At 37.1% G+C, this 14,528-nt stretch carries 14 protein-coding genes; 8 read left to right on the forward strand and 6 right to left on the reverse strand.

Going from position 1 to position 14,528, the window contains the following annotated elements:
* Window positions 1-96 precede the first annotated feature (96 nt).
* The 4 genes from A4245_RS16465 to A4245_RS16480 form a co-directional block, all read right to left on the reverse strand.
* On the reverse strand, window positions 97-558 hold the full coding sequence (locus A4245_RS16465; protein ID WP_067729918.1) for a hypothetical protein: 462 nt from the start codon (window positions 556-558) through the stop codon (window positions 97-99).
* Window positions 559-1,601: 1,043 nt separating this feature from the next.
* Window positions 1,602-1,964, reverse strand: coding sequence for a cupin domain-containing protein (locus A4245_RS16470; protein WP_199860704.1), 363 nt, complete (start codon window positions 1,962-1,964; stop codon window positions 1,602-1,604).
* Between the two features lie 24 nt (window positions 1,965-1,988).
* Window positions 1,989-3,569 (reverse strand): autoinducer-2 kinase, encoded by a 1,581-nt coding sequence (gene lsrK, locus A4245_RS16475; RefSeq protein WP_199860705.1) that lies wholly within the window; start codon window positions 3,567-3,569, stop codon window positions 1,989-1,991.
* A gap of 80 nt (window positions 3,570-3,649) precedes the next feature.
* The gene (locus A4245_RS16480; protein ID WP_067729920.1) at window positions 3,650-4,579 is read right to left on the reverse strand and encodes a sugar-binding transcriptional regulator; all 930 of its coding nucleotides are present in this window, start codon (window positions 4,577-4,579) and stop codon (window positions 3,650-3,652) included.
* Between the two features lie 330 nt (window positions 4,580-4,909).
* On the opposite strand from A4245_RS16480, the gene A4245_RS16485 reads away from it, so the two are divergent.
* The 8 genes from A4245_RS16485 (at window position 4,910) to A4245_RS16520 (ending at window position 12,683) form a co-directional block, all read left to right on the forward strand.
* Complete coding sequence (locus tag A4245_RS16485; RefSeq protein WP_067729922.1) at window positions 4,910-6,421, forward strand: sugar ABC transporter ATP-binding protein; 1,512 nt, start codon at window positions 4,910-4,912, stop codon at window positions 6,419-6,421.
* Entirely contained in the window at window positions 6,408-7,394 is a 987-nt protein-coding gene (locus A4245_RS16490) for an ABC transporter permease (protein ID WP_067729924.1), read from the forward strand. The genes A4245_RS16485 and A4245_RS16490 overlap by 14 nt, the downstream gene beginning before the upstream one ends.
* Window positions 7,378-8,388 carry an ABC transporter permease gene (locus A4245_RS16495; protein WP_157087752.1) on the forward strand — a complete coding sequence of 337 codons (1,011 nt, stop codon included), beginning with the start codon at window positions 7,378-7,380 and terminating at the stop codon, window positions 8,386-8,388. The genes A4245_RS16490 and A4245_RS16495 overlap by 17 nt, the downstream gene beginning before the upstream one ends.
* Window positions 8,388-9,461: an autoinducer 2 ABC transporter substrate-binding protein LsrB gene (lsrB, locus tag A4245_RS16500; protein ID WP_067729926.1), complete on the forward strand. Its 1,074-nt coding sequence runs from the start codon at window positions 8,388-8,390 to the stop codon at window positions 9,459-9,461. Before A4245_RS16495 ends, lsrB begins: the two co-directional genes overlap by 1 nt.
* A gap of 32 nt (window positions 9,462-9,493) precedes the next feature.
* The gene (gene lsrF, locus A4245_RS16505; protein WP_067729928.1) at window positions 9,494-10,393 is read left to right on the forward strand and encodes a 3-hydroxy-5-phosphonooxypentane-2,4-dione thiolase; all 900 of its coding nucleotides are present in this window, start codon (window positions 9,494-9,496) and stop codon (window positions 10,391-10,393) included.
* 72 nt (window positions 10,394-10,465) lie between these two features.
* Window positions 10,466-10,981, forward strand: coding sequence for a type 1 glutamine amidotransferase domain-containing protein (locus tag A4245_RS16510; RefSeq protein ID WP_067729930.1), 516 nt, complete (start codon window positions 10,466-10,468; stop codon window positions 10,979-10,981).
* Window positions 10,982-11,136: 155 nt separating this feature from the next.
* Window positions 11,137-11,994, forward strand: coding sequence for a class II fructose-1,6-bisphosphate aldolase (gene fba, locus A4245_RS16515; RefSeq protein ID WP_067729932.1), 858 nt, complete (start codon window positions 11,137-11,139; stop codon window positions 11,992-11,994).
* A 479-nt stretch (window positions 11,995-12,473) separates the two neighbouring features.
* Window positions 12,474-12,683, forward strand: a complete 210-nt coding sequence (locus A4245_RS16520) for a hypothetical protein (protein WP_067729934.1) — start codon at window positions 12,474-12,476, stop codon at window positions 12,681-12,683.
* 131 nt (window positions 12,684-12,814) lie between these two features.
* Here the strand turns inward: A4245_RS16520 and A4245_RS16525 are convergent, their stop codons facing one another.
* Window positions 12,815-13,309: a sigma factor gene (locus A4245_RS16525; protein ID WP_067729936.1), complete on the reverse strand. Its 495-nt coding sequence runs from the start codon at window positions 13,307-13,309 to the stop codon at window positions 12,815-12,817.
* A gap of 145 nt (window positions 13,310-13,454) precedes the next feature.
* Window positions 13,455-14,528, reverse strand: coding sequence for a LolA family protein (locus tag A4245_RS16530; protein ID WP_067729938.1), 1,074 nt, complete (start codon window positions 14,526-14,528; stop codon window positions 13,455-13,457).

The following is a 14,528-nucleotide window of genomic DNA, read 5'->3' on the forward strand; positions in this document are numbered from 1 at the left end:
TAGGGTTTTAAAATACTTGGAGTAAGTTTGAACTTACACACTTTATTTGACAAACCCACGCAAAAAGGAGCTAATATATTACTAGACTTCCTATCCTCAATTATAGTCCCACAGGATCCTCCAGGAATCTTTTGCCTCCACAACATACACAACCTGTGAAAAATGAAATTTACCATACTTCCCTTGATATGTTTGAACCACATTAAATCTATAAACATCCTTTAAAGCTGGTGAATCCTCCGCCATTTTCCAATTGTCTACCTTTCCAAGATTCTCAATTGAAAATTCAAAGGTTTCTGTACCAAAATGTCCCATAAAAACATGTGCTCGATCTGTTATATAAGCCGTTTTACTCCATCTCTCTTTCATGAAGGGATGTAATAACTCCCAGGAATAAGTAAAAGCTGCCTCCTGTTCATAGCTATAGAACTCATTCACTATATTTTGTGCTTGCTTTTTTGGAGAAAACAAAGTCCATTGAAAAATGAATATTATAATACACAAAATGATGACAGAAGCAGCGATAACCATATAAATTGCATTAGGTCGCTTTCTCATGTGTATCTTTCCCTTCAATAAAGCTGCATATAAAAGGATATGGTAAATCAAGTGAGTTTATTAATGTTTCGGTTCTCTGTTATTTAGGGGACTTGCAACTACTTTTTCGATTGAAGAGAATCGTCTTTGCATTCGGCTAAATTCAATCTCCAGAGGTGAAAACTAAATTTAGCAAAAAGAGAGATAACTGTGCGGGAAGATTTTGAAGAATTACCTTATGAAATAACAAAAAGGTGGTAGTTGTATTGTTGATCCACTTGTAGAGCCAGTATTCAGTAAAGAAAAATAATATATGCCGATCTGAACATCGACAAGATCGCAGAAAATTAATTTGATTTCGACGTAGTGGGGAACGAATGTTTTTAGTTGACGGTCAACGAGAGGAAACAGGAGAATGTGATTTTTCGGACATAGGTATCGTCCTTTCCAAAAACACTTCTCTTTCGCATAGAAATATTTTGAATGAATTGGTAAAGTATTTTATAGGAACTACATAAAGCAAAGTGCGACTAAACTCCCCGAAGAGAGGGGGTGAATCTTATAACGGCATACGTAGCATTTTGTTTAATTGCTCAATTTAGCATAGTGCTAATAGCATGCATACAATGATTGTGACTATTATCGTCTATTTAAACAAAAAGAAATAGCCACCCCGCCTGCCTAGTAAGGTATGCTATCTCCATGAAAAATTTTACTCTGGTCAGCCGTGCATTAGACGGCATGTATGTTGCTAATGATGAGTGTTAGACCAATCATTATTTATTTTATTATAATTCTGACTATATTATACATGATTTTATTATAACTTTTCAAATCATTAACAAGGTACGATTGAGTCAAGGAAGAACACAGCGACAAGTACCTCGTCACAAATGGGTAAGTTTTACGAACCTGCCCCCTCTATCCGGGGCTGTAATTTAATTCAATAATTTTATTTTACTCACAGTTTGAGGAGTCCTTTAGTAGAGTTAACCAAAATTAAAAACAGGCTCCAAACCAAGAGTCGTATCCGCTCTCACCTCGCTGTTTAGTTTATCCTTCTATTAATTACCATATGGCTTATAATCCACTTCAACTTTGTCCTTATCCTGATAAGGGGAAAGCATAAACGCAGCCTTAAAGTCAGTATTCCCCTTGTTAATTAAGTAGTGGACTTTTTTTGGTTCCACATGAATAAAGTCGCCTTTTTTGCAATGGAAAATTTCCTCGTCGATATGAATTTCAAGTTCACCTTCTAATATATAGAAATTCTCTTCCATAATATTATGAAAATGTGCATTAAAGTCTTGGCCTGGTTTAAGCACGACAATACCGAAATTCATTCTAGGTCCCCGTTGTAAATATTTCGGTCCGCTGTCTCCAAATCTATAATCTTTATCATTTTCATTAATAATTGGCATGATCATTATCAACATTCCTCCTTGTTTTGTTTATACTCCAGGTGAACTCCACATGTGTTCTGTAAGCCCCTTATCAGCCAAATCGAGCTGATGTAGATACACATTTTCCCAGTTTTTATATAACTTGTTATAAATTAAATGATTTTCTTTTATTGGTTGGTATTCTTTTTCGATTTTAATTACTTTAGAAATGGCATCCTGAAAGCTTTCGTAAATATTGGATCCAATACCTGCGCAAATTGCCGCTCCCAAGGCAGTTGATTCTTTAACAACTGGAACTTTTACAGGTTTATTTAATACATCAGAAACGATTTGACACCATAAATCACTGTTCGAAGCGCCGCCTGCAAAAATAATTGTATCTGGATAGGTATTGGTAATATCACTTACTAAATCAATATTTCCTTTTGTAACAAAAGCAGCATTTTCCATGATGGCTCTATAAAAAGTTGCCTTATTATATTTTGTGGAATCCAATTTAAAATTTATGAAGCTTGGTGCAGCATGTTTCCAAGAAATGTAATTCATTTTATCAGAAAAAGTAGTTATTATTCCATAGCTGCCAACCGGTACTTTTGCAGCTCTTTTATCCATTTGTTTGTAAACACTCTCATTCGTTCGATTTTGAATATACTTCTCTAATTCACAGAAACTATCCCTAAACCATCTCATCACTAAACCTGGATAGAAGGCGATCGCTTCATATTGCCACGTATTTGGTATTGCGTGACAATTGACCCTTACTCTCGAACTCTTATCCGGCTTAATATTAGTTGTTGTGTATTCATACTGCCAAAAGCTTCCTCCTAAAACAGCTGCATCTCCTTCATTAATCACCCCCAGTCCGATACACCCAAGCTGGGCATCACCCCCACCAGCAACAACTTGTGTGTTCGTGCTTAACCCTGTTAATTCCGCTATTTCTTTTGTAACATTTCCAATGAACGTTCCACTCTCATGGACGATGGGATAGATGTCATCTTTTAGAGATACTTTTTTAGCCAGAGTGGAGTCCCAATTACGATTTTTAATATTGAAAAGCCCTGTAGTGCAACCATTTGACGGTTCGACGGAAATAATATTTGTTAATCGGTAAGTAATCCAATCATTAAGCATTGTTACATATTTCATATGTTGATAAATATTAGGTAAGTTATTTTTTACCCAGAGAATTCTAGGGATAGCACCTAAGGAAAAGGTTTGACCTGATACTTGATATATTTCTTTTTCTAATTTTGGATGTGATTTATTGAGATTTATAACCTCATTATCAGATCTGGAATCTACATTCGCACATGCCCATAGCTCTTTGCCGTTTTCGTCGTATAGTACGATCGCTTCTCGCATACTCGTTGTAGAGATTGCAACAATGTTGTCAGGATCAACATTATTCTTTGTGATGGTTTCTTTAATAAGTTCAGAAATAATATTGAAATTCGTATGGACATCAAAATCCATGGAGCCTGGATATCTGGAATCTTCTTCATGCGTCCACTCCGATTGGGAAACGCATATTTCATTTCCATAAACATCAAATAAAATTACTCGTACACTACCTGTTCCAGCATCGATTGCCATTAAATACTTTTGCACAATAATCCATCCTTTCATTGTTTGATCAATGATTAGTGAATACCAATCCCAAAGCTCTAACGAATCTTATTGATGTAGGAACCCCAGGTGAAATCAATTTATTCTATTAAACTTCGAGCAACATTTTCATCAGTTATTAAAATATCTATATACCCCCCTTTTAATGCCCCAATAATTGCTTCTTTTTTTTCAATTCCACATGCTACAGCAACCACATTATTCAAGGACTTCAATAATTGAACCTCTGTACTGACAAGCCTATTGTGTAAACTTAAATCTAAAACATCCCCATGAATATCATAAAACTGGCTTAATAAATCCCCCACTGCACCGTGGGATTTCAAAATCTCCATTTCTCTTATACTTATAAGTCCTTCCCTTACCAAGGTTGCTTTTTCATTCAATGCTCCAACTCCTATTACCGTGAGATTAGAATAAGGAATCATTTCTAAAATATCTGTAATCGATTGTTCATTAACTAAACTTTCAGCAAGGGAATCAGATGATACCATTAACGGGGATGGTAAAATGTAATGTTTATAATTCGGATTTGTATAATAGTCGGATGCCTGATCGATGGCGGTTGGCATATAAAATTTAACCCCGCCTGATAGAGATACAAAAGTAACTTTATATTTTGTGGAGATATTCAAACGGCCAAGCGTCCTTGAAACAGTTTCACCATAACCAATGTTAATCATCGTATCACTGGTGATTCTATCTTCTATATATTGTGCGGCTGCAATGGTGATACTATCTATGGAATTATCATCATTTGCAGAAGGAACGATATAGATATCGTCTAAATTAAATTTTTCCATTAATTTTATTTGTAAATCCATATCTGAAATCTGTTCTAAATCGATTTTAAATTGAATAATATGATTCTTTTTAGCAAATTCCAGGTACTTAATAACCTTCATTCTTGAAAGATTTAGAGCTTTTGCGATTTCTGTTTGAGTTAGTCCCTCGTTATAATACTTCCAGGCTACTTTTACTGCAGTATCCTTCTCGTGCGACATATTCATCACTCGCTCTCTTCTTCAACGTGAAACGCTGGCGTTAATCTTAAGTATGTGCAACAAAATATTGATGGTTTAACAAATGTTGTAAATATAGAAGAATTTAGTATCAAAAAATTAATGATTCATTTCGTTTATCCACCAGGTACTTCAATAAAATTATGGTGCTAATGAGGGGTTAAGGATTTTTATCAAATCCTTTGCATGAAAGAATACGATAATAATTTTATGCATGATTAATAATATGTATTAAGCAAACATATAATTACAAAAAAGAGAATACGCTTACGTAACGTAAATGTTATTAATACGAAAGAACTATAAGGGGGGAGAAACTTGAATGAGACAAATTACTTGATTAACTTAGAAGAAATCTATAAAAGCTTTCATAAAAACAACGTATTAAAAGGGGTTTCATTAAAACTTGATGAACATGAAGTCATTTCAATTATTGGCGGGAATGGTGCTGGTAAAAGCACATTAATGAAAATCCTGACTGGAGTGTATCGAGCTGATAGCGGCAAGGTGGAAATTGGTGGGGAAAGAATTGAAAATTATAACCCAGCCATTGCTCATGAAAAGGGAGTCTATCTTGTACCACAAGAACCTTTGTTATTTCCAAATATGACTGTGGAACAAAATATTACATTTGGTTTTAATAAATCAAAATATGAAATAAGAGAAGAAACGAAAAAATTATATGAGGAGCTAGGGTGGGGCATCGATTTAACTCGTTTAGCGTCTAGCTTAACCATCGCGGAGCAACAACAATTGGAAATTATTAAAGGACTACTGAGAAAAGCGAAAGTATTGATCTTAGATGAGCCAACCTCTGCGTTAACTTTTTCTGAAACGAAATCATTATTTGAAGTTATTCGAAAGTTAAAGGATACCGGTGTAGGTATTTTCTATATAACCCATCGTTTGGATGAAGTTTTTGAAATCTCTACCCATGCAGTTATATTGCGTGATGGCAAGGTTACGCTTAAAGGAAGTATTAAAGATTTCACGAAAGACATGTTGATTGGTGGACTTTTGCCGATAGGAAGTGAATCAAAACATAGCAATTCATTTGAGAAGAAATATACGGGTCATATGGACAGACCACCTGTATTAACGGTTGAAAATATAAGTGGAGATGGATTTAAAGATATTAGTTTTAAGGTTTATCAAGGGGAAGTAGTGGGGCTTGCTGGGCTTGTAGGTGCTGGAAGAACCGAGATTGCTGAAGCGATATATGGGATAACGAAATGTCAAAAAGGTCGAATTCTTTTAGGTGATAAAGATATTACGCAGCTTGGCATTAATGAAACCGTTTCCAATGGTCTCTCCTATATTCCGGAAGATCGGTTTTTACACGGGATTTTTCCAATAAGTTCTGTGAGGAATAATATAACAGCTCAAGTAGTGAGACGAAAAGGATTCTTCATTGATAATAAATTTGAAAAAGAAGTCACAGATAAATATATTGATAGATTACGTATTAAGGTTACGGATCATCATCAGGAAATTAAATCTTTATCAGGTGGTAATCAACAGAAAGTAGTCATTTCCAGGGTGCTATCAACCAATCCACATTTAATCATTATGGATGAGCCTACCAGGGGAATTGATGCTGCAGCAAGAAGTGATATTTATTCGATTATCAACAAATTAAAAGAAGTTGGTTTTTCCATTTTATTAATTTCATCTGACTTGGAAGAGATCGAAAGAATCAGCGATCGTATTTACGGTATATATCGTGGGAAATGTAATGCGTATCTTGGCTTTGAAGCGGTTAATGCTGTCAATGTAATGAAGGCTGCCTTTGGAACATATGAAGGAAGTGATTCATATGTCGAAATTTAAGACGCTGATGAAAAAAAGAGAGTTTAGAACCTTATTCTTTTTAGTGGGAATTTTTATCATTGTAGGTTTGATAAACTCCGATTTCTTAACGATTGGCACCATCCAGAATTCCTTGAAAAGTAGCTTGCTTTACATTGTGCTGGCAGTCGGTCTAACTGTCGTCCTTTTAACCGGGAATATTGATATTTCAGTTGGCGGCACGTTGGGACTTAGTGCAGCTGTTAGTGGAATCCTATTAAAAAACGGAGGAAGTATTTTTGTATCTATAGTAGTAGCTATTCTTATCGGAGCTATTATTGGATTGATTAATGGATTGGGAGTTACCAAGTTAAAAATTTCGTCATTTATCATGACATTGGGAATGCTTGAAATTACTAGAGTCATTCAAGTTATTTATACCGATGGGCAATGGGTAGAAAACTTGCCGGCAGGATTTAAACAATTGTCGCAACTTAATGTTCTAGGCTTTAATTTATTGTTAATCATTGTTATGGCTGGTGTTATTATCGTTCATTTGTTTTTAACTAGAAGTCGGAAAGGCAGGTATTTTTCTGCTATCGGTGACAATGTCGATGGAGCCATTTTGTTAGGGGTGCCTGTACAGCGGTATGTTACGTTGGCGGGATTAATATTTGCTAGTCAAGTTGGATTTATTTCAACGACTGCTGGTTTAGGGATAGAGATGACAGTTATTGCTGCTGCTGTTCTTGGAGGTGTATCACTAAGTGGTGGAGTTGGAACTGTTCTCGGTGCAACTATCGGTGCAGTGATCATGATTTCCATTAACTCAGCGCTTATATATATGAAGATACCTGCTTTTTGGAATGATGCAATCTCAGGGGTATTATTAATAACTATTGTTGTAACGGATGCAATACTGTCCAGAAGAGCTGATAAACAGACGAAGAAAGAAAGATTAAGGGCAAGGGTGCTTCAGGAGGAGGTGTCAATAAATCATGCTCATGCTAAGTAAAATACCTAAATGGAATCTCGGTTTAATCTTCGTTCTCATGCTAGAAATAATTATATTTGGGCTAATCAATCCAAGGTTTTGGAATATCTCGATACTGTTAAATAGTTTTAATGATTTTATCGGTATTGCTATTATTGGTTTCTTTGTCACACTTGTCATGATTACTGGTGGAATTGATATTTCTGGAGGATCTATTATCGGTTTAACGTCAGTGGTAATCGGTATTCTCTCCCAATTAATTGGATTAAATATATGGATTTCGGTCATTCTCGCTATTGTAGCTGCAGGATTATGTGGCTTGCTTAATGGGATTTTAATTGCTTATGGACGTGTGCAAGCAATGGTAGTTACCTTAGGTGGTCTACTGCTGTATAGCGGGATAGCAATTGTTTTGGTAGGGGTGTCCGGTGTCAGTGCCTATGAAGGGATTTCAGGATTTCCCGGAAGCTTTAGTAATCTAGCTTACGGCACCGTTTTCGGAATACCGAGCTCAATTATATTATTTATTGTTCTATTTATCATTGCCTATGTTCTTTTGCATTTTACCAAGTATGGCCGCTATATATTTTTAACCGGGATTAACCAACATGCATCAGATTACGCTGGTATTAATACGAAAAAAGTCATTGCCAGTACGTACGTTTTATCGGGATTAAGCGCTGGGATAGCAGGCACGATGCTAACTTCTTATTTAGGGAGTGCTAGAGCAGATTTTGGCTCTGAATATTTAATGTCCATATTAACTGTAGTTGTTTTAGGAGGTACCTTAATCACTGGAGGGAAGGGGGGGATTATTGGAACAGCTCTCGCTAGTATAATCGTAGGATTTCTTCAAGTTGGGATGCAAATGGGAGGGGTTTCAACGCAATATATTGGTTTGGCAACAGGGCTGCTTCTTATTATATCTGTAGCTTTGCTAAGTATTTCATCTAGCGCAAAGGAGAACATGAAGAAATTATTAAGGCCAAAATTTATGAAGGAGGGAAACGTATAATGGAAAAACGAAGATTGACATTATCTCTGTTTGGATTTTTAATGCTTTGTTTCGTCTTGGTCGCTTGTAGCTCAGGTGAAGAAGGTACATCTGAAGGTAATGGGAAAGATGCTGATGATATTGAGGTAGTATTCATCCCGAAAATGACTGGTAATGCCTTTTTTGAATCCGGAAATAATGGTGCTCAAAAAATGGCGGAAGCAAAAGGATTTTCGGTGAAATACGATGGGGCACCGGAAGGAACTGTAGCAAATCAGGTACAAATTATCAATAGTGCAGTTAGCAGCGGTGCCGATGCAATTGCCATTTCATCTGTGTCCGCTGATGGTTTGAATCAAGCATTGCAGAAAGCACTGGATGCAGATATTAAAGTAGTAACCTGGGATTCAGATGTTGATCCAGAATATCGGTCATTTTATATCAATCAAGGAACACCTGAAATACTTGGAGCTATGCTTGTAGACATGGCTGCAGAACAAATGGATGAACCAGATGGGGAAAACCAAGTTGCATGGTTTTACTCAAGTCCGACAGTTCCTGATCAAAATTCCTGGGTTGATTACGCGGAAACATACATTCAAGATAAATACCCGAAATGGGAAATTGTAACCAAGCAATTCGGTGAAGGAAATGAGCAAAAATCGCTGCAAATCGGTGAAAGTATAATCGATTCCTATCCAGACCTTGATGCTGTTATAGCTCCAGACTCAACGGCACTTCCTGCGATGGCTCAAGCAGCAGAAAATAAAGGTCTAACTGCTGAAGACCTTATTATTACAGGTTTTGCATCACCAAATTCAATGAGGGGATTCATTGAAAATGGAACAATTGTAAACCATGGACTTTGGGATGTTCAAGAGCAAGGAGCACTGGCTGTTTATATAGCCTATTATTTAGCACAAGGTAATACTTTAAACGTTGGGGATACACTTGATGTGCCAACTATTGGTGAAATTACAGTAGAGCCGAATACAGTCCAAGGTTACGACTATGAAGCTGATGATTCGGGGATCATTGTCTTACCTGAACGAATTGTCTTTACAAAAGATAATACAGCTGATTATGACTTTTAGTTTGAATCTATTATTTGAGGAGTGATCAATTTATGGCGGATATGGAAGGCAATAAAGATGCAAAGCGATTTGCTCAAGATGTAGCTTTTGCGAATACAGGTGATTTCCACGTAAGAGGGGCTTCTAACTTGGATTGGGGAATGAAGGATCGCCTTTCAAGAATTTTTAATCCGGAAACGGGAAAAACCGTGATGCTCGCGTTTGATCATGGGTATTTCATGGGACCTACTTCAGGATTAGAAAGACTAGATTTGTTAATTCCCAGATTAGCAAAGCATGCTGATTGTTTAATGGGAACAAGGGGAGCGATTAGAACGAGTGTACCAGCAAGTTATAATAAATCAATTGCATTAAGGATATCGTCGGGTTCAAGTATTTTACAAGATGATTTAAGTCACGAATCGATGGTAGTAGACATAGAAGATGCTATCAAAATGAATGCTAGCGCAATTGCGATTCAGACTTTTATCGGTGCAGATGGTCAAAAAGAAACGATTGAAGCATTGAATAAAGCGGTCAATCTAGGTTCCAGATACTCAATTCCCACAATGGGCGTTGTAGCTGTTGGAAAAGAGATGGAACGTACCAATCGTTTTTTTCTACTTGCGACAAGAATGCTGGCAGAGTTTGGAGCGCAAATTGTAAAAACATACTACTGCGATGATTTTGAGAAAGTGGTAGCAGCCTGCCCAGTGCCGTTAGTCGTTGCGGGTGGTAAAAAGGTTCCTGAAAAGGATGCACTTACACTTGCGTATAACTCTATTCAAGGTGGAGCTGCCGGAGTAGATATGGGGAGAAACATTTTCCAATCTGAGTATCCGAAGGCTATGATTCAAGCGGTAAATAAAGTTGTACATGATGGGTTTACTGATAAAGAGGCTTATGAGTTTTATCTTGATTTAGCTAATGCAAGTCTACAAGTAAGTAAATAAGTTTAAAGAGGCTTCTACTATTTTGGGTAGAAGCCTTATGGTAGTTTCATTGACAAATATGGAGGGGTAAAAATGGCAAAAATAGCATTTTTATTAGCATCTGATTTTGAAGATTCGGAGATGAGAAATCCTTATGAGGCAATAAAGAAGGCTGGGCACGAAGTAACCATAGTCGGTAATAAAGAAGATGATTTATGTATAGGAAAGCATAATACGGTTTCTTATTATAGCGAGATGTCAAGTGCTGAAGCCTTAGAGCATGACTTTGATGCAGTAGTCATACCGGGAGGAGGAGCTCCAGAAGTATTACGTATAAATGAAGACACGTTGAATTTCGTTAAGGATCTAAATAGTAAATCAAAAATAATAGCAGGGATATGCCATGGTCCTCAGGTAATGATTAGTGCTGATGTTATTCGTGACAAGACACTGACCTGCTTTAAAGGGATACGGGACGATGTTATAAATGGAGGTGCAGAATACGTTGATGAAGAAGTTGTTGTGGGTAAAAATATTATCACTTCAAGAACTCCAAAAGACGAACCTGCATTTATTCGAGAAATTTTATCGCAAATTAGTGGATTGTAATATCTTTTGAAACAGTGGTGATTGTAAAAGGAGTAGCAACATATAGATAGAAGCAAAAAGAATTTCTTGCTGTTAAATGCAATGAAAGCTGGTTGCTAAGGGGTGGTGACAGCCAGGCTTTCTTTTAGTGAGAATATCCTAGGAGGTAATTTTACATGGGGTTCGTTTCGGTAAAAGATATGTTAAACAAGGCTTTAAAAGGAAATTATGCAGTTGGTCATTTTGATGTACACAACTTAGAATGGGTACAATCGGTTTTAGAGGCTGCCGAAGAATTGAATTCACCCGTTATTCTAGGTGTCACCGAAGAAGCGATTGAGTATTTTGGTGGTTTTACAGTTGCAAAAGAACTTGTGGCATCTCTTATAAAAGAGAAAGAAATCACCGTCCCAGTTGCTCTGCACTTAGATCATGGATCAAGTGTGGAAAACTGTAGATCTGCTATTGATGCCGGCTTTTCCTCCGTGATGATTGATGCCTCGAAGCTACCGTTTGATGAAAATGTTAAGACTACGAAAGAGGTCGTAGACTATGCACATAAGTTAGGGGTTACAGTAGAAGCAGAGTTGGGAAATATCGGTGGAAAAGAAAGGGATATTACTTCTGATGACCCCGTTTACGCAAACATAGATGAATGTAAGCAGTTGGTTGCATTAACCAATATTGATAGTTTAGCTCCTGCACTCGGATCTGCCCACGGACCATATAAAGGGGAACCAAAAGTCGATTTTAAGAAAATGAAGGAGATTAGCGAGTCTATTCAAATTCCATTAGTATTGCACGGCGCTTCCGGTCTTTATACGGAACAAATCAAACAGGCGATTTTATCAGGAACTGCAAAAATTAATGTTAATGCGGATAATCATCTTGCCTTCACAAAGAGAGTTCGCCAGCTATTAAATGAACATGAGGAAATGTATAATGCAGCTTATTATATAAGGGAGGGAAGGCTGGCTGTTAAAGAAATGATTAAAATGAAGATTAGATTATTTGGGTCATTTGGAAAAGCATAAAAAAGCGAGTGATTATTCAACTGTATGAGTAGATAATTGTTTAATATTCTAATTGAAAATAATTTTCGCCAGGAAATAAATTTTTAGTGTGTCGGTAATGGTTAAGTACGTATGCCGGATTGAAGTGCTTGGCTGGAGGACTCTCCCGAATGGCCAGTTCTCACTCCCGAGTAGTGACAGCATTCTCTCACCTGTAAGGGTCTCCCTACCAGTTCTCCCCGTTTGGCAGAAGACAGCAACAGGATATCACTTATCCTGTTGCTGAACCAAAATTATTCTTCCAAACATACTCTTTTTCCTTAGCAGGCAGAGAGATACCCTACATAAATTATCTTTAATGTCTCATAAGCAACCGTAAGCATGATGAAACCAACTTTACTCTTCATATCTGCACTCCTATATAGGGTTAAGTTTTCAGAATCTAAGAGAGATGTTATAATTAAGCTCATAAGTAATTTAACTGTAAGGGGAAGTATAAAATGTCAGTAATAGATTTCGAAGCAGCCCGAAAGTGGTCTAAGGTACCTAAAGATATACAAGAAATGCTCCTTAATAACGTGTTCTGTTCACAATGCCTTGAGACAACTATCGTAGACTATACATTGCATAATGATGAGTATGGTGTCCTTCTCAAAGGTAAGTGTAAAAAATGTGGGGAAGACGTAGCAAGACTTGTGGAAGATGCATAGAAGCAGAAAAGACTGACAAAACATACTGTCAGTCTTTTTTTTGGTTAATTTAGTCCTGTTTCCCTTGATATGAATGCACCAATCCCATACAATAACGAAACTGGTGCATCAACTAAAAGAAATATAACAAACTACTGCCTGATCATCTCACGTATCGATTCTCTCCCACGCCAAATATAGGTTAGGGTATCGGAATTTGAAATCTCCAGTACTTCACTAATTTCCTGAACAGATAAATGATTACTGGATTTCAGGTTTAGGGCTAATCTTTCTTTTAATGAAACGTTCATCAATAAGAAGGAAATATCATTTTTATTTTTTTCTTCAGAAGCGAAACATGGAACCATGCCGGAATGATTTTTTTCATTGATTTGCGTTTGAGCAAGGTTCACCGCTTTTTGAAACAGCCACAGGGAAAACTTTTTAGTGGATGCCTGACAATCGCCAATATGGTAATAAACATGCAAGAAAATATCCTTGGCTAGATCTTCAGCATCTTTTTTGTCCCCGCTGATAATATAACAAATTTGATAGACCGATTGATGATAATGCTGAACAAGCTTCTTAAACGCACGGCTGTCTCCTTTTTTCACCTGCTTGATTACCCGTTTTCCAATCTCCTTCATGCTTCAACCTCCGTATGATTGCTTCTCAGTATTAGAAAAATTGGGACATGCCTTCGTTCGCTTTATGCAACAAGAAAGGTTCATACTTTCCTGGCTGCCAAGAAAGAACCCTTAGCTAAAGTGAACCTCGTCGCTCGTCTTTTGATTACTTTTCCGAACTTAAAATCATCGTTTCGGCCGATTTCACAACTTCTTCTAGTTCTACATCTGGATTTGATAGTATTATCGAATAACGCAAACCATCCTCATCCCATAGAACGCTATTAATCATCTCTTCATGCTCCGCAGCATTTCCTCGAATCTCCAAATCTCCTTCTTCAACTGGCATGTCATCAGGAGTGGGGAACACAGACAATGAAAACATTGGAATACCTTCTTGGGAACTATACATTAATTCCAACTCATGCCGATCCAATCCAGCTGAGAAATCATACAGTTGCATACTTGAGAGAAGGAATTCTTCCTCTGGAAATACGAGGAACGGTTGTGCTAACGCTTCTTCTGCTTCCTCCATTGTAACTTCATCGGGACCCAGATCCTCTTCTAAGTTTGCAATTTCAACATCTTCCGGAATATCAAGCGTAAATGTATCTTCAGCAAATTTTGGTGAAAAATCCAATTCGGTATACGCGAATTCAGTTCGAGTATCTCCAGCTTCTGATACTAGCTTTACAACAAACCACGTTTTTTGATCTACCCATAATTCCATATCGCCAAGTAAATTATCCGCTTCATTCGCTTTCACCTGAATGTGGTACGTGTCATAATCAAGTACCTTTTCTTCGCCAGCCACGTCATAGGTATGAGAGTCTTTCATCATTTCCATCATGCCTTTGAACTGCTCTTTCGGACTTATAGCTGCAAAGTCTCCAAGCCCAGTCATATCCATTTCATGTGCCTGATTATTTGCTTTGTCATACATGAGCATTGTCTTGCCGTCATTTAATATTTCTGCCACTTCTTCCAGTAATTGATCATTCGTAATAATCTTTCTTTGTTCCCCTGCAACATACTCCTCCATGATCATATGCTGCGTCATCTTTTCTCCTTCAAACATTTTTATTTCCGAGATCCCTTGATAGTCGTTTACATTCTTCTCCGATTCAATAGCGTTGTGGATGATATCCTCCGCAGATACTTCCAAATTTTGTGAACAGCCTCCTAATACTAATGTAAGAACACTAAGTAAAATTAAACTTTCTCTCCATGCAAATTTCAT

It is taken from the genome of Oceanobacillus damuensis, assembly GCF_001618145.1.
GTDB lineage: Bacteria > Bacillota > Bacilli > Bacillales > Amphibacillaceae > Oceanobacillus > Oceanobacillus damuensis.